General features: G+C 50.4%; 17 protein-coding genes. 3 read left to right on the top strand and 14 right to left on the bottom strand.

Features of this window, described 5'->3' with window-relative positions; genetic code table 11:
- Nucleotides 1–253: 253 nt before the first annotated feature.
- Nucleotides 254–1,237, bottom strand: a complete 984-nt coding sequence (locus tag Q394_RS21510; protein ID WP_028489408.1) for a sensor histidine kinase — start codon at nucleotides 1,235–1,237, stop codon at nucleotides 254–256.
- Between the two features lie 114 nt (nucleotides 1,238–1,351).
- Between Q394_RS21510 and Q394_RS0111455 the strand changes: the two genes are divergently transcribed.
- Nucleotides 1,352–1,987, top strand: a complete 636-nt coding sequence (locus Q394_RS0111455) for a carbonic anhydrase (protein WP_028489407.1) — start codon at nucleotides 1,352–1,354, stop codon at nucleotides 1,985–1,987.
- Between the two features lie 265 nt (nucleotides 1,988–2,252).
- Here Q394_RS0111455 and trxC read toward each other — a convergent pair whose 3' ends face one another.
- Nucleotides 2,253–2,684, bottom strand: coding sequence for a thioredoxin TrxC (trxC, locus tag Q394_RS0111450; RefSeq protein ID WP_028489406.1), 432 nt, complete (start codon nucleotides 2,682–2,684; stop codon nucleotides 2,253–2,255).
- A 50-nt stretch (nucleotides 2,685–2,734) separates the two neighbouring features.
- Nucleotides 2,735–4,327, bottom strand: a complete 1,593-nt coding sequence (locus Q394_RS0111445) for a peptide chain release factor 3 (RefSeq protein WP_028489405.1) — start codon at nucleotides 4,325–4,327, stop codon at nucleotides 2,735–2,737.
- A gap of 188 nt (nucleotides 4,328–4,515) precedes the next feature.
- On the opposite strand from Q394_RS0111445, the gene Q394_RS20040 reads away from it, so the two are divergent.
- A complete protein-coding gene (locus Q394_RS20040) occupies nucleotides 4,516–4,959 on the top strand; it encodes a TM2 domain-containing protein (RefSeq protein ID WP_051543330.1) in 444 nt (147 codons plus the stop codon).
- Between the two features lie 344 nt (nucleotides 4,960–5,303).
- Here the strand turns inward: Q394_RS20040 and Q394_RS0111435 are convergent, their stop codons facing one another.
- The 4 genes from Q394_RS0111435 to Q394_RS0111420 form a co-directional block, all read right to left on the bottom strand.
- A complete protein-coding gene (locus tag Q394_RS0111435; protein ID WP_028489404.1) occupies nucleotides 5,304–5,600 on the bottom strand; it encodes a Uma2 family endonuclease in 297 nt (98 codons plus the stop codon).
- Between the two features lie 39 nt (nucleotides 5,601–5,639).
- On the bottom strand, nucleotides 5,640–5,975 hold the full coding sequence (locus tag Q394_RS0111430) for a DUF5615 family PIN-like protein (RefSeq protein WP_028489403.1): 336 nt from the start codon (nucleotides 5,973–5,975) through the stop codon (nucleotides 5,640–5,642).
- Nucleotides 5,972–6,433 (bottom strand): DUF433 domain-containing protein, encoded by a 462-nt coding sequence (locus Q394_RS23075; protein ID WP_245606782.1) that lies wholly within the window; start codon nucleotides 6,431–6,433, stop codon nucleotides 5,972–5,974. The genes Q394_RS0111430 and Q394_RS23075 overlap by 4 nt, the downstream gene beginning before the upstream one ends.
- A gap of 81 nt (nucleotides 6,434–6,514) precedes the next feature.
- Nucleotides 6,515–6,847: a helix-turn-helix domain-containing protein gene (locus tag Q394_RS0111420; RefSeq protein WP_038141326.1), complete on the bottom strand. Its 333-nt coding sequence runs from the start codon at nucleotides 6,845–6,847 to the stop codon at nucleotides 6,515–6,517.
- A 227-nt stretch (nucleotides 6,848–7,074) separates the two neighbouring features.
- On the opposite strand from Q394_RS0111420, the gene Q394_RS0111410 reads away from it, so the two are divergent.
- Complete coding sequence (locus Q394_RS0111410; RefSeq protein ID WP_156946841.1) at nucleotides 7,075–7,428, top strand: hypothetical protein; 354 nt, start codon at nucleotides 7,075–7,077, stop codon at nucleotides 7,426–7,428.
- A 10-nt stretch (nucleotides 7,429–7,438) separates the two neighbouring features.
- On the opposite strand, the gene Q394_RS20035 is transcribed toward Q394_RS0111410, so the two are convergent.
- The 7 genes from Q394_RS20035 to Q394_RS0111375 all read right to left on the bottom strand — a co-directional run bounded on the left by Q394_RS20035 (nucleotide 7,439) and on the right by Q394_RS0111375 (nucleotide 14,770).
- On the bottom strand, nucleotides 7,439–9,685 hold the full coding sequence (locus Q394_RS20035; protein WP_245606783.1) for an acyl-CoA dehydrogenase: 2,247 nt from the start codon (nucleotides 9,683–9,685) through the stop codon (nucleotides 7,439–7,441).
- Complete coding sequence (locus Q394_RS20030; RefSeq protein WP_051543326.1) at nucleotides 9,588–10,559, bottom strand: YiiX/YebB-like N1pC/P60 family cysteine hydrolase; 972 nt, start codon at nucleotides 10,557–10,559, stop codon at nucleotides 9,588–9,590. Before Q394_RS20030 ends, Q394_RS20035 begins: the two co-directional genes overlap by 98 nt.
- A gap of 213 nt (nucleotides 10,560–10,772) precedes the next feature.
- Complete coding sequence (locus tag Q394_RS0111395) at nucleotides 10,773–11,933, bottom strand: mechanosensitive ion channel (RefSeq protein WP_038141265.1); 1,161 nt, start codon at nucleotides 11,931–11,933, stop codon at nucleotides 10,773–10,775.
- Between the two features lie 56 nt (nucleotides 11,934–11,989).
- On the bottom strand, nucleotides 11,990–12,850 hold the full coding sequence (locus Q394_RS0111390) for an OmpA family protein (protein WP_028489398.1): 861 nt from the start codon (nucleotides 12,848–12,850) through the stop codon (nucleotides 11,990–11,992).
- 309 nt (nucleotides 12,851–13,159) lie between these two features.
- Nucleotides 13,160–13,489 (bottom strand): hypothetical protein, encoded by a 330-nt coding sequence (locus Q394_RS21505; RefSeq protein WP_028489397.1) that lies wholly within the window; start codon nucleotides 13,487–13,489, stop codon nucleotides 13,160–13,162.
- A gap of 40 nt (nucleotides 13,490–13,529) precedes the next feature.
- Nucleotides 13,530–13,946: a Spy/CpxP family protein refolding chaperone gene (locus Q394_RS20020; RefSeq protein ID WP_028489396.1), complete on the bottom strand. Its 417-nt coding sequence runs from the start codon at nucleotides 13,944–13,946 to the stop codon at nucleotides 13,530–13,532.
- A 137-nt stretch (nucleotides 13,947–14,083) separates the two neighbouring features.
- On the bottom strand, nucleotides 14,084–14,770 hold the full coding sequence (locus tag Q394_RS0111375) for a response regulator (RefSeq protein WP_028489395.1): 687 nt from the start codon (nucleotides 14,768–14,770) through the stop codon (nucleotides 14,084–14,086).

The raw sequence follows: 14,770 nt of genomic DNA, 5'->3' as shown, positions 1-14,770 counted from the left end.
GCTTCCAACTATTTTCCCTTCTGTTGTTCAATGTATTGTTTGATAGTAGCTAACGGTGCGCCACCAACAGTGGCTACAAATGACAGTACCCTGCGGCGATACTTAGTACACCATACAACGTGGTACTTACAGTCGAAAGCGATGTTACCATTTGTTTCCATGTGCAATATTATACAGGCTTAAGCTATCTAGTGCGGCACGTATTTTGTTTTTAGCATAAGACGCTTATATCCCCATGCCTAAAGGCAGGGCATTACGCGAATTTTGGTAAATCGGCAAGGTGGATGGTTTCCAGATGCGCTTCTTGCCTGCGTCCAAAATCTTGCAGAGCATCGACAATACGGCGGGCGCGTTCAGTTTCGCTGTCGATGGTTTGCGACCAGTCCCGCAAGACCTCGAGGTCGGCAGTGTCGAGCTCTTCCAGCAACAATTGGTTGGAGGAAGAAATATTGGACAGCGGATTATTCAACTCATGAGCAACACCAGACACCAATACCCCCAGCGCCGCGAGTTTCTCTGACTGGATCAGGCGACGGCGACGGGCTTCCAACTCGTCCAGCATCCGGTTAAACGCTGCCCGCAAGGTGATCATTTCAGCATTGCGCGAGGTCAATGCCAGCCGATCAAAACGCCCTTCCGCAATCGGGTTGAGGTCGGCAACCAGCCGCTTGAGCGGCGCGACCACAGAACGCGCCAGCAAATGCCCAACCGTGAGCAGCAAGACGGCCAGCACCCCTACCCCGATAGCTTGCGCCCATTTCGCAGCGGTAAGAGCCTGTTTCAGGGCTTGGCGCTCATGCACAAACAGGCTCTCAGCAATATGCGAAGCACGGTGACCTTGCTCGCGGATTTGCGCTTCCAACACCATCTGGGCAGGCACTTGCTGCATATAGCCCGCCAGTGCCGCACGGTAATCTTCCAGTACCGAATGTAAGTGTTGAATTTGCAGGGGTTGCCCCACCGCTGCCAGCACTTCTGGTGTATCATCCAGCCAACCCAAGGCTTGGTTTGCTAGCTTGTCAGCCGCTTGCCCGGCCGCCGTGTCCTGGTAGAGAAACAGGTTTTTTTCCTCGCGGCGCATGTCTTGTATCGTCGCTTCGAGATTAGTAACCGCCATGCCTTGCTCCACCCGCTGTTCCAAAAACAGCAAATTGAGAAAGGCAACCACCGCCCCGATAACAACAAGGGTTGTAAGGGCTGTAAACGCCAAGGTAATTTTACTGTGGATACTTGCCATAAGCCTATTTCAGATTGCAACTGCATGTTGCATTATGTAACATACAAATATGGCAATAACAACTTTTTTCCTTTAAAAACAGTCATTTGAAAAACTTTCAGGAGAATCCTACCAATGCCAGACAAACGAGCTAACCTAAGTGGGCAGGAAGCACTGGAGCGCCTACGTGCCGGTAATGAGCGCTTCGCCAATAATATCCGTAGCAATGGCACACCAATGAGCCAGGCTGAACGGGCGGCTTTAACAGAGGGACAAAACCCATTTGCCATCATTTTAGGGTGTTCTGATTCACGTGTTCCAGCAGAATTGGTATTTGACCAAGGCTTTGGTTCATTGTTTGTCATCCGAGTAGCGGGCAATATTGTTGCACCTTCGCAAGTTGGTAGCGTGGAATTTGCGGCGACCCAATATAATACCCGTTTGGTCATCGTCCTAGGGCACACTCAATGCGGGGCTGTCTCTGCCACGTTAGACGAATTGCGCAACAACCTGCGTAGCCCATCACGCAATCAGCGCTCTATCGTGGAACGCATCGCCCCCGCCGTCGCAACGTTGATGGAAACGCCGTTACGTGACGACCCCGAGGCTTTGATGAAACACGCTGTCCGCGCCAATATCCGCGCAGCTACCAGCCACTTGCGGCATGGTTCCGAGATTTTGGAAAACCTTATCGCCAATGAAAACTTGCTGGTGGTCAGTGCCGAATATTCACTGGAAACTGGCGTGGTAGAGTTTTTTGATGTGCCCTAACACAAGCTTTTGAAGAACAGCGTTTCAGCCTGAAACAACCTGTTTCATTCTGCAACAGCAAGCTATTCCTGCCTCATCCCCCACCAAGCAAACTATTAGCCTCATCAACACAAGCACTGTTACAATTCGCAACAGTGCTTGTGTCATGACGCTTTGCAAGAAACCAATAAAAATCAATAAAAACAAGTATTTGATAATTAATCTTATACTGGCACGAGGATTGCTACTTAACAGATAAAGACATCTTCAAGGAATGTGAGCCCGCTTAAAGCTGGCTACTCACCCAGCGCATAATATCCGCCGCCCCCATCGCACCGGACTGGCGGGCAATTTCCTGCCCGCCCCGGAACAACACCATCGTCGGGATGCTGCGAATATTGTAATGCGCCCCCACCATCTGATGATCTTCGGTATTCAGCTTGGCAAAACGCACTTGCGGCTCCATTTGCGCCGCTGCTTGCGCAAATGCCGGAGCCATCTGACGGCATGGCCCGCACCACGGCGCCCAGAAATCAACCAGTACCGGAATATCATTGCGGCTAACGTTTTTGGTGAAATTCTCACCGGTTAACTCGGTAGGATGCCCGCTAAACAGTGGGCTGTGGCACTTGCCGCATTTGGCTTCGCTGGCACGGTCGGCAGGCACACGGTTGGTGACACCACAGGCCGGGCACACCAGATTGATTAAATCACTCATGAGTTTCCCCTTGTAAAACAGTTATAGAACCCGGTGAATATAAGGGCATATCAGCGACTTTCCACACCATGTTCACGCGTGGAATGGAATTTAATATCTGGCCATTTTTCCTGTGCCATTTGTAGATTAATACGCGTCGGGGCAATATAAACCAACTCGCCCGAATGGTCGTAAGCTAAATTTTGCGCTGCTTTGGTTTTAAATTCTTCAAACTTCTTTTCATTGGTAGAGGTCACCCAACGTGCTGTTTGTACGTTCACGCCTTCAAACAGCGCATCGACCTTGTATTCATCCTTGAGGCGTTGCGCCACCACGTCGAACTGGAGCACCCCGACCGCACCAAGGATCAGGTCATTGTTATTGATCGGTTTGAAAAGCTGGGTTGCGCCCTCTTCGCACAACTGCTCCAAACCTTTCTGGAGCTGTTTCATTTTCAGCGGGTCACGCAATTGCGCACGGCGGAACAGTTCCGGGGCGAAGTTGGGGATGCCCGTAAATTGCAGGTTTTCACCCATCGTGAAGGTATCGCCAATGCGGATACTGCCGTGGTTGTGCAGGCCAATGATGTCGCCGGGGTAAGCGTCTTCCACATGCTCGCGGTCGGATGCCATGAAGGTGAGCGCGTCGGGGATTTTCACATCCTTGCCGATGCGCACATGCTTAACCTTCATGCCCTTTTCAAACTTGCCGGAACAAATGCGCATGAAGGCCATACGGTCACGGTGTTGCGGGTCCATGTTCGCCTGAATCTTGAAGACGAAGCCGGTGAAGGGTTCTTCCGCTGCTTCCACTTTGCGGGTGGTGGTCGGGCGGGCTTGCGGCGCGGGCGCATTTTCCACGAAACCATCCAGCAATTCACGGATGCCGAAGCTGTTTAAGGCTGTGCCGAAATACACTGGGGTGAGCTTGCCGTCGAGGTAGGCTTGTAGCTCGAACTGGTGGCTTGCGCCTTTCACCAGCTCAATTTCTTCGCGTAATTCGTCTGCTTGTGAACCAAGCAACTTGTCGAGTTCGGGGTTGTCCAGCCCTTGAATTTCGTCGTAATCCTGACGGCGTTCGGTGCTGGGTTTGTAGAGGATTACCTTGTCTTCGTAGAGGTGGTAAATCCCTTTGAGGCGTTTGCCCATGCCGATAGGCCAGGTGATCGGGGCGCACTGGATATTGAGGACGGTTTCGACTTCATCCAGCAATTCAATCGGCTCTTTGCCTTCGCGGTCGAGCTTGTTGATGAAGGTCATGATCGGCGTATCGCGCAAGCGGCACACTTCCATCAGCTTGATGGTGCGTTCTTCGACGCCTTTCGCTACGTCGATAACCATCAGCGCGGAGTCGACGGCGGTGAGTACGCGGTAGGTGTCTTCCGAGAAATCCTCATGCCCCGGCGTATCGAGCAGGTTGACGATGCGCCCGTTGTAGGGGAACTGCATGACGGATGAGGTAACGGAAATGCCACGTTCCTTTTCCATCGTCATCCAGTCGGAGGTGGCGTGGCGACCGGCTTTGCGCCCCTTGATCGTACCTGCAAGCTGGATTGCGCCCCCGAACAGCAGCACCTTTTCGGTCATGGTGGTCTTACCCGCATCCGGGTGGGAAATAATGGCGAAAGTGCGGCGGCGGGCGGTTTCGGTTAGGCGGTCGGTCATGGTATCCACGGGCTTGGGCTGTTGGAAAGGGGGTGATTATAGCGGAAACGACAAACGGGTGTAAGAAAGCCATTTGACAAACTACCGCCCGACGGGTGGCAGTAGCAAGCTATTATATGTCAACTGTTAGCCACACATAAACAAGCAGCTATTCAGACCCAAAATCACAAAAATACTAAGGATCATTTATGAAAGGCAGAATTCTAGGCTTCGACGAAACTAAACAAATTGGCTTACTTCGTGGAGATGATGGCAATCGTTATCCGTTCAAGAAAGAAGAATGGCAAGATAGTGATTCAATGCCAACATCAGGCTTAGAAGTTGACTTTTCTCCAGAAAGTAATATTGCAAAAGATATTTATCCAATTTACCAAGTAAATCAAGTAAAAATCACAGAAAAGTCCAAAGCAACTACAACCTTATTATCTCTGTTTCTTGGTGCGTTTGGCGCACATAAGTTTTACTATGGAGCATGGGGATGGGGCATTGTTTATTTAGTACTTTGCTGGACATACATTCCTGCACTTGTTGCCTTGGCTGAATCCATTAAATATATTCTCATGAAAGACAGCGAGTTTTCTGAGAAATCAAAAAAAGCACAAAAAGAAGGCGTGTTTGCCGTTATTTGGTAAAAATATTTATCTATTAAGTGACAATAACAATAAAAAGGAATATTTATGGAGTCAGAAAATGAGCAAAACCCATTAATGATGCTCTGGATATATGGGTCAATAGCAGTTTTCTTAATAACGTATCCAAGTTCTGATATAACATGGTGGAAAATATTATTAATGTCTCTATTTTGGCCAATTGTTGTTGTGGCAGAATTTCTTGGGTTTGGGAGTGATTCTCACCGAATTTGCATTCAGTCTTATTGAAACTTAGTCCGAACGTCTATCTCACATAATACTCCGACAATTCTGTCGGAGTTGTTAATCAGGCTTTTTGCTAATCTTACTGATCGAGTCACCGTCAACTACACCAACACATTACCCACCATCACCTGCTTACCATTACCACACACAAATACACTCCCCGCTTTCAAACTCCGATAGCTGGTATATCGCCCATTTTCCGGCTGTTGGAACACTTCAAGGCAATTTTCCTTCAGATTAACCAACCAATATTCAGGGATGCCGTGACTAGCATACGTGGTTGCCTTCAGCCGATCATACGCCAGCGTACTGTTCGCCACTTCCACCACCTCGATCATGCGTTCGTATTCCGTGCGCGTCCAACGGTGTGGCTTTGCTAACAATGCAGCGGATGACATGCGTATTGCCTCTTTTTCAAGTTCGCATTGCTCAACATATCACGCATACACTTCCAAACAAGACAAATCGGGATTGCCCTCAAACGCAGCAACCTCTGCCTGAATGGATAACAGTATTTCCACAATCCGCTGTCTTGGTTTATTGCCGCACTTCAACCAGATGACTTTAGGTGGATGCCCATACAAAGCCGACATTTCATGAAAATCGCTATCCTGTGTAACCAAAATAAATCCATTTTGCTGTGCATACGCCCATACTTGCCGATCATTTGCCGAGTCCATACCTAGCAAAGCAATCTGCGAGGATTCTGGGTAAGCCGATTCAATTACGGGAATAATTCGCCGTGACAGGTTCTCATCAAGTAACAGTTTCATGCGGCAATCAGCACTTGCAACGTATGTTCACGGTTTGCCGCAAACTGCAAACAAGCGGTAATATCAGCGGTTTCCAGCTCTGGGAAATCTTCAAGGATTTCTGGGGTAGTCATACCCGCCGCAAGCCAGCCCAACACATCATAAACCGCAATACGTAGACCACGTATACAAGGCTTTCCGCTACGCTTGCCCGCTTCCATTGTGATTCTACTGGTCGGTTTTTTTTCAGGTATTATATTCATCAGCTTGTTTCTCGTGTGGGTAAGGTCTGAATCTACCGTCATTATAACGCCAATCGGACAGAATGGGGACAACACGCCGAAGGGAACGTACAGGCAACGGTAGACCCCCCTTGTCAAGGCCATCACTTGCTGGTGAATACGTGTTCCAAACGCTGAACGGATACCCAATTGCGCCTCAAGGTCATCATCCAAATCGCGGATAGTCAGCATTGCCATAACAAATACCTCACACAAAGAACGTGCTAAACAGTGTAGGCAACACCTTCGCTGTTTTCAATTTCCGCTGATTACGGCGGTTCATACAACCCCCAAGTCTGATTTCTTGGGTCGCACCCGTTTAGGCAAACGCGCCTCATCCAACAACAACCCCGTTTCATCCCGCGAAATGTCGAGCAGATCTTTGATGCGCTCCGCTTCGCCCAACGCAAACAGCACCATGCAGTAAATGCCAAAGGAAACACTAGGGTCGCCTTTTTCCACGCGCAAATACGTAGGCTTAGAAATGCTGGCACGTTGCATCATCATCTCAACCGTCAGTTGCCGCCGCCGTCGCGCTGTGTTGATATCACGTCCCAGCTTTTTGATTGCCCGCTTTAGGTTGGCAGGCATGACTTCTTCGATTTTTGACATATTAAGGTAAACCATTACTTTCCTAATGATCTTTAAGGTATTTTATGGTTTACATTAAATCAACTATAGACAATCAAAAATGCTTTGCAAAATCCACGCACTCCCCATCCATCCCGACCAACCGCCCCAATCCCCCGACAAGCCGTCTGCACAATCCCCCCTTTTCGTGGACATCTGCGGTAGGCTGTACGCACAGGATTTCCCAACCCACGACAAGGAGTCGTATCATGATGAACATCAATGGAATTGGTTCCAGCGCAGTCTCACAAACTGGCCTCAGCCCTACCTCAGCCCCTTCTGCTGATAGCGTCCAACAATTCAATCACGCCATGAGCGGACAGGGCAGCAGCAAGTGCTGCGGCTCTCAAGGCGCATCCGGTCAAGCAGGCCAGTCTGGTGCTGCTGGCGGCGAGCAAGGCGACACTATGTCGCAAATGATGGAAATGATCATGCAATTGCTGCAAACCATGATGGAAAAAATGCAGGGCGCGGATTCATCTTCTGCTGGCGGCCAAGATTCAGGCCAACAACAATCCGGGCAGCAACAAGCTAGCAATCAATCCGCTACTTGCGGCGCTTAATAAATAAAAACTACCCCATCTCCCTCTCTTGACTCCCTCCCCTGATAAGGGGAGGGTTGGGGAGGGGTTTCTTCGCCTCCCCCTTCCGAAAATACTCCGCCGGGAAATCATCCACCCGAATCGCATTCGCTACCGCTTTCCGCGCTGCCAACAGCCGTTCCACACTGAATTTATCCAGCAAACCTTTATCCTTCGCCTCAACAATCGCCGCATCGGTCGTATGCGCTTCCAGCTTGCCCGTCTTCATCAACTTGCGTAACTGTTTCTCGACTTCGGCGGCTGCCAGCGTTTTGTGCAAGGCATCTTCAATCCGCCCCATGCGGTCAGCCGGATCGTTGGTAATGTAAATCCCATCCGTCAACCGATCACGGGTAGCCGAAGGCTCCAACGCCAACCGCGCCACCTGATGAATCAACTGATCATTCGGCGGGCTAAACGGCTTGCCATACGGGAACATCACGGCACGCAAAATCTTCGCCAGCCACGGGTGTGGCAAATTATGGAACGCCGCCAGCATCGCCTGCTGCGCCCGATGAATGGTCAGCTTGCACGCGTAAGCCATCAACGGCACATCCGCTTCCGGCTCACCCTGCTCCTCGAAATGCTTGAGCACCGCCGAACACAGGTAAAGGTTCGCCAGAATATCCGCCATACGCCCGGACAAACGTTCGCGTCGTTTCAACGTACCGCCCAACGACAAAGCCGCGTAATCCGCCAACAAGGCAAACTGGCTGCTCAAGCGGCTCAAATGACGGTAATACTCGCGGGTCATGGGCGAACCGTGCGCCACCAGTTTGGCATTGCTCAGGCCATACCAAACACTACGTCCCAGATTGCTGAAAATGTGTTTCAGATGCCCCATAAAGGCAGTATCGAACGCCTCCACATCATCGGCTTGTACCGCCTTGATTTCTTTCAGCAGCCACGGGTGGCAACGCATCGCGCCCTGCCCGAATACGATCAGCGAACGGGTGAGGATGTTCGCACCTTCCACCGTAATCCCGATAGGGATCGACTGGTAAGCACGCGCCAAATAGTTGGAAGGCCCCATGCAAATGCCCGCCCCACCGGAAATATCCATCGCATCATTGACCAGCCGCCGCATCCGCTCGGTCAACTGGTACTTCAGCAAAGCCGTGATCACCGCCGGGCGCTGCCCTTGGTCGATAGCGGTAGCGGTGAGAATGCGCCCAGCATCCATCAAGTAAGTGTTGCCGAGAATCCGTGCCAGCGGCTCTTCCACCCCCTCAAAATAACCGATCGGCATCCCAAACTGCTGGCGCACCCGCGCATACGCGCCGGTATAACGTGAGGCGACTTTCGCAGCGCCGGTGGAGAGCGCAGGCAGGGAAATGCCACGCCCTTCGCCCAAACATTCCACCAACATCCGCCAACCTTTGCCCGCTTGCGCTTGCCCACCGATCAACCAATCCATCGGAATAAACACGTCATGCCCGTAATTGGGGCCATTCTGGAACGGAATATCCAGCGCGAAATGGCGCGTACCAATTTCCACACCCGGATGATTGGTGGGAATCAGCGCCACACTAATGCCAAGTTCCTCCTTGTCACCCAGTAGATGATCCGGGTCGTAAAGCTGGAACGCCAGCCCCAGTACTGTCGCCACCGGCCCTAGCGTAATGTAGCGTTTTTCCCAATTCAGGCGCATCCCCAGCACGGCTTTTTCGCCATTGAAATCCTGACGGCACACCACTCCGCTATCGGGAATGGAACTGGCATCGCTGCCCGCTTCCGGGCCAGTCAGGCCAAAGCAGGGGATGTCGCGCCCATCCGCCAGCCGGGGCAGGTAGTAATCTTTTTGCGCTTGCGTGCCGTATTTCATCAGCAATTCGCCCGGCCCCAAGGAGTTGGGAACCATTACCGTGACCGCTGCCGTGGCACTACGGCTGGACACCTTCATCACCACCTGCGAATGCGCCAGCGCGGAAAAGCCCAAGCCGCCGTATTCCTTGGGGATGATCATGCCGAAAAAGCGGTTTTGTTTGAGGAATGCCCAAATATCAGGCGGCAGGTCGTAGAGTTCGTGGGTAATTTGCCAATCGTCGAGACGTTGGCACAGCACTTCCACGGGGCCATCAAGGAAAGCTTGTTCCTCAGCGCTCAGTTTGCTGATGGACAAATCGTGTAAGCGGCACCAATCAGGCTTGCCTGAAAAAAGTTCGGAATCCCACCAGACGTTGCCACTGTCCAACGCGTCCTGTTCGGTCTGCGAAATCGGCGGTAATTGTTGTTTCATCAGGCGCATGACGGGGCGGCTGATGTACTGGTGGCGGTATTTTGTTAACCAACTCATGGGGATGCTCCTCCTCTTGATGCCACGGCAAGGTGCGGTAAGCAGGCTCGCGCCCTGCATTCCACGCCGGGTATTTAATAATCTCGAAGTAAGGCGAGTAGTCAAAATCACTGGGGGTGAACAGGCGGAAATCACGCTCGTAAAAACGCAGTTGATCCTGCTGTTCATTTTGCACAATCGGTAGAATGGGGTAATGCACTTGCTGGAAACAGCGGGCAATCATGCTGGAACACACGATGTGGGTCGGTTGCCCAGCATTGTGCTGAAACAGGCTTGAGCGCCAGCGGCGCGGTAAAATCGCGTAGGGGAACATGAAACGCGCCAGATCCAGCAATTGCCTGACATCGTAGCCCATGCCGAGGTGTTCGACGCCGAAATTCACGACTTTATCGGTATCTTGCCAAGTCAGGGTAGCGGGGCGACAAATGCGCAGGTGTTCTTTACGGTAGTTGCGTAACGGGGTGACGATAGTACCCTTTCCCAGCAAGGATTCGATCACTAACGGCTCGCTTAAGTCACCGTCGTAATAAGCCGCCAGTCGGGAACGTGCTTTCGGGTCACGAATGTCATTGATGCGCCCAATGTAAAGTGCCGCGTGTGTCCACGGTGATAACACCACGGTCTGGATAACTTTGCTAACGCGCGATTGACCCGCGAATAGAATCACATCAGCGGGACGAATTTCACGTTCAAGGAACTCAAAATTACACAAGGCACTGAAGTCATCTTCGCGCGGGGTGGCGTTCAGCCAGTTGATGCCCTGCTGCCATAACCAGTCAGCACAACCAGATGTGTTCTTGCAGATTTGGGCGAACATATCTCACTCCTACGGATCTCCGCAGGCACAGGCTAGTAAAGTCGCGCCTGCTGGAATACCTGATTATTTATGTATACTACTATTCCATGATTCTAGATCATATAGACCACGAAATTACTGCTTTAATTCCGTGACAGACGAACGGCTGCTTACGCCCGAAAAAAAGGGGTGTATGCAAATACACCCCTTCTCTTTTACACCAAACGGTCAATTTTATTTGAGCTTGGAAGCCCAGTTATTCGCGATGGTTTTAGCCGCTTCACGACCACCCAGGCCGAAGGCCAAGGCAACCGCAATCGCGACAGCACCCAGCGTAAAGCCGAAAGCCATGTTGACGATATTATCCGCCAGACCCATTGCCCGCAGACCCATGGCCAATACCAGACCCAAAATAGCGAAACGAGCGATGCTGGCAATACCTGCGCTGCCGTATTGGCTCAGCTTGTTATACGCCAGCGTGCTGAGGAAATAACCCACCAGCAAGATAACGCCACCGACCAGAATACCGCCGCCAAACTCCAGTACTTTCGCAAAGATATTGGAAATGATGTCAATGCCCAAGGTATTCACCGCCGCCGTTGCCGCCGTCAACATTGCAAAGAACATAATGACATTGCCGATCAATTTGGTTGGGGTGAAGGTGTCACTAAACACACCCGTCAAACCCAATTTTTGCGGCATACCATCCACATTGATACCATCCAACACACTGCTCAGCATGGAAATCACAAACTTGGCGACAAAATATGTCACTGCCAGAATAATAGCAGCACCAATAATGTTTGGAATCGCCGCCAACAGCTTGTTCAGCATGTCAGAAGCAGGCTCAGTGATGGAAGGGATATTCAACACACCCAAAGCGCTGACCGCAATCGGGATCAAGATAGCGGCAAACATGAAAGAGCTACCAATTTTGGAAAGCTTCATGCCTTGCGTGCTTTGATGACCCATTTTCAGCGCCAATTGACGATCTACGCGCCCCAACGCTACGCCGGTCAATTCCGAGACGATTTTAGCAATCACCCAGCCAGCATAAGCAATAACGCCTGCCCCAATAATATTCGGGATAGCCGCGAGGAACTTGTTCAGCATGGTTTTCAACGGCGCCAAGACATCGGTTAAACCGAAGTGCTGCAAAACAGCCATCAGCACAAAGATGGTTAGCACCGCTTTGATCAGGGAGGCGATGGGTTTTGCCAAATTAGTACGAGCTAAAAAGCCTACCTTACCCAGCAAACGCTTGATAAAGCCCGCCACAAAACTGACTACAATCAAACCGATGACCAAAATAGCTAGGCCAATCAAAGCATGACCCAAGTTGCCGGAGGCAAGCCCGCCCAACATACCGTTTAAAGAAGATGAAAGACCATCCATAGTGTTACTCCTGTCAATAAAAGTGGTGAAATGAATTTACTCATTCAAGGGTTGTGTTACTTGAGAATCAGCGCATCAATACGCCGATTGCGCTGACGCGCAGAATCCGTGTTATCAATGCTGATGGGTTCTGAACTGCCCATTCCCATAATGCGCAAACGTTTGCGGTCGATACCCGCTTGCACCAATGCCACACCCACTTCGTTGGCGCGTACCAGTGACAGCTCGGTGTTATCTTTGGCTGCACCGACTTCATCAGTATGCCCACGGATCAATAACTTGATACTCGGGTTAGCGTGCAACAAAGCAATGACAACCTTGAGTGGTTGACCCGATGCGACATTCGGTTTGCTTGAACCCGAGTCGAACTGGATGCCTTCAAAGACGATCGGTTTGTCTGTCTGATGGTTAGCAATAGCATCTCTGAACGTAGCTCCAAAACTACTGTTACCAATATCGATGCTGGTTCCATCCGGGAGGGTATAAGCGGTGGTTTGTGGGGCTGCAACCTGAATAACAGGGGCTGGGCCAGCTGGGCCTACAGCGCCAGCTTCTAACGTGCCTGTTTGTTGTACCACTGGTGCGGGCGTTGATGCCACTTGAGGAGCGACGGCTGTCGTTGTAGCTGCAACCGCTGGTGTCACGCTTGGTGTCACGTTTGCCTGAACTGGCACGCTTGGTTTACTGACCTCAACATCCAATTCTGTGGTGGCGGTAACAGCATCAGCAGAGAATTTCCCCTCCTCCAGCATAAGACGCTGATGAGTAGGAGCTTGTGCGGTAGACAAGGCTGTTTCACCATTCCAGCCATGGTTTAAATACCCATACAGCAACCCAAACAACAGAATAACGCCACCTGCAATCACATATTCCTGCATTGGGGTCAGGTCATCATTATCCGAGGGACTATCCAACATATTCACCTTCCATGCTGATTATTTTTCATATGCATAAACATTATCAGCACCCATTTAAGTACTGATGTTCACGCTAATTCTAGTCAATATTTTCAAATAGACAGATTTTTAATGGAATTAAATTGAAAATTATTAATGGATAATCGGAATCAGACAAATTAATAACCAAGCACATTTGGCTTGCAAATAACTGAAATAAAAAATATTTCTAGTATGGCAGAAAAATGGGCAGCCAACAGGCTGCCCTAAACAAGGTGAAATATGACTAAAAATCAAACGATAAAAACTCAAATCAACATGGCAACTCACTTAGTTACCGTCTGGCGCGTCTCCATTGCCTTGGCGCCCCATACGGTTGCCTTGACGTTCGCCGCGTTGCTGTTCCATTTGCTGGAATTTAGCCGATTGCTCAGGCGTTAACAGCGCTTGAATGCGTTGGTTAGTTTCTTCGCGCAACGCTTTCATTCTGACTTGTTGATCTTGCATGATGCTGTCTACTTGTACCGCTTGCGTGTCGCTTAGGCCAAGGAAGGTTTTCATGCGATCGATGCCTTTGCCGCCGCCGAAGCCTTGGTCAGCCATGACAGCCGACGCACCCAGCAGGGCAACCAATGAAGTGATGATCAGTGCTTTTTTCATGAGTAAGTTTTCCTAATTAATTATTAATGTTGTAGGTCGTTTAGAGAGTGCCACTTTCGAGGCGCTTTTTCATGGATTCCAGACGTTCTTGCTGGCGTTTTTGGCGGTCATCCTGCATTTGCTTGAAGGTTACTGCCTGTTCAGGCGTCAGGATAGCCGCAATTTTGGTTTCGTTTTCAGCACGCAAGGCTTTCATTTGCTCTTGCATTTGAGTGTGCAAGGCTTCCATTTTAGTGCCCTGCTCCTGCTTAATGGTTTCAAGCTGGGTTTTTTGCGCATCATCCAACTTCAGTTTTTCGGTGAGCATTTCGCCCATGCGATCACCACCGCGACCACCAAAGCCACCGTCGTGACCACCTTTACCACCGCAGTCACCAAAACCACCACCATGACCAGCGAAAGCCGCTGACATACCAATAACGCCGAGTAGTGCTGTTGCAATAAGTGCTTTTTTCATTTTCGTTCCCCTTTTAGGACTTAGTTAAGAGTTTCTGTTTTCAGGCTGTTTGGCCTGTCGATGGGGAGGATGTTACGCACACATTGCGCACGAAATTTGCTGCAATTGTGCAAACAATGTGGAAGTGTTGCCCGACCTTACGGCTCGAACTTGTAACCAACCGAGTAGACTGAATGAATAAGCTCCTGATCTGGAAGGATTTCTGCGAGTTTCTTTCGTAATTTTTTGATATGACTGTCAATAGTACGGTCAGACACAATGCGATTATCGGTATACACTTTGGTCATCAATTGGTCGCGGCCAAAGATTCTGCCGGGGTGTTGCCTTAAGGTGGCGAGTAACTCGAACTCCACCAATGTCAGGGTAATTTCACCCTGCTCTGCTTTAACCAGCAAACGGTCACGATCCAGCTCCAACAAGGAAGCACTCAGTGTAACGCCGTCGCTCTCATGCGCTGTGAATGCTTGCAGGCGCCGTAACACGGCTTTGACCCGCGCCACCACCTCACGCGGGCTGAAAGGTTTACAGATGTAATCATCCGCCCCCAGCTCCAGCCCCAGCAGACGGTCGATCTCTTCGACACGCGCTGTCAGCATGATGATTGGTACACGGGAAAATTGGCGAATTTCCTTGCAGACTTCCAAGCCATCTTTCCCCGGTAACATCAGGTCGAGCAGGATAAGCTGCGGTTGCTCCTTGCGTACCCATTCCCCTACCCCAAGACCACTATTAAGCCAGTGGGTCTGGTAATTGGCGTTTTGCAGGTATTTTTGCAGCAAATCGGCAATTTTAGGCTCATCTTCAACAATCAGAATCTGTTCCAT

The organism is Thiothrix lacustris DSM 21227 (assembly GCF_000621325.1).
In the GTDB taxonomy this organism is placed as follows: Bacteria; Pseudomonadota; Gammaproteobacteria; order Thiotrichales; family Thiotrichaceae; genus Thiothrix; species Thiothrix lacustris.
This window is presented reverse-complemented; position numbering and strand designations above follow the sequence as displayed.

Coding starts and splice junctions, on each gene's coding strand:
- Q394_RS0111430 (WP_028489403.1), bottom strand. CDS start 5,975: ATGAAACTGTTACTTGATGAGAACCTGTCACGGCGAATTATTCCCGTA.
- Q394_RS0111435 (WP_028489404.1), bottom strand. CDS start 5,600: ATGTCATCCGCTGCATTGTTAGCAAAGCCACACCGTTGGACGCGCACG.
- Q394_RS0111390 (WP_028489398.1), bottom strand. CDS start 12,850: ATGTTGGATAGTCCCTCGGATAATGATGACCTGACCCCAATGCAGGAA.
- Q394_RS20020 (WP_028489396.1), bottom strand. CDS start 13,946: ATGAAAAAAGCACTTATTGCAACAGCACTACTCGGCGTTATTGGTATG.
- Q394_RS0111395 (WP_038141265.1), bottom strand. CDS start 11,933: ATGGATGGTCTTTCATCTTCTTTAAACGGTATGTTGGGCGGGCTTGCC.
- Q394_RS20040 (WP_051543330.1), top strand. CDS start 4,516: ATGAAAGGCAGAATTCTAGGCTTCGACGAAACTAAACAAATTGGCTTA.
- Q394_RS21510 (WP_028489408.1), bottom strand. CDS start 1,237: ATGGCAAGTATCCACAGTAAAATTACCTTGGCGTTTACAGCCCTTACA.
- Q394_RS0111455 (WP_028489407.1), top strand. CDS start 1,352: ATGCCAGACAAACGAGCTAACCTAAGTGGGCAGGAAGCACTGGAGCGC.
- Q394_RS0111445 (WP_028489405.1), bottom strand. CDS start 4,327: ATGACCGACCGCCTAACCGAAACCGCCCGCCGCCGCACTTTCGCCATT.
- Q394_RS0111375 (WP_028489395.1), bottom strand. CDS start 14,770: ATGGAACAGATTCTGATTGTTGAAGATGAGCCTAAAATTGCCGATTTG.
- Q394_RS20035 (WP_245606783.1), bottom strand. CDS start 9,685: ATGAAACAACAATTACCGCCGATTTCGCAGACCGAACAGGACGCGTTG.
- trxC (WP_028489406.1), bottom strand. CDS start 2,684: ATGAGTGATTTAATCAATCTGGTGTGCCCGGCCTGTGGTGTCACCAAC.
- Q394_RS20030 (WP_051543326.1), bottom strand. CDS start 10,559: ATGTTCGCCCAAATCTGCAAGAACACATCTGGTTGTGCTGACTGGTTA.
- Q394_RS0111420 (WP_038141326.1), bottom strand. CDS start 6,847: ATGTCAAAAATCGAAGAAGTCATGCCTGCCAACCTAAAGCGGGCAATC.
- Q394_RS23075 (WP_245606782.1), bottom strand. CDS start 6,433: ATGGCAATGCTGACTATCCGCGATTTGGATGATGACCTTGAGGCGCAA.
- Q394_RS21505 (WP_028489397.1), bottom strand. CDS start 13,489: ATGAAAAAAGCACTGATCATCACTTCATTGGTTGCCCTGCTGGGTGCG.
- Q394_RS0111410 (WP_156946841.1), top strand. CDS start 7,075: ATGATGAACATCAATGGAATTGGTTCCAGCGCAGTCTCACAAACTGGC.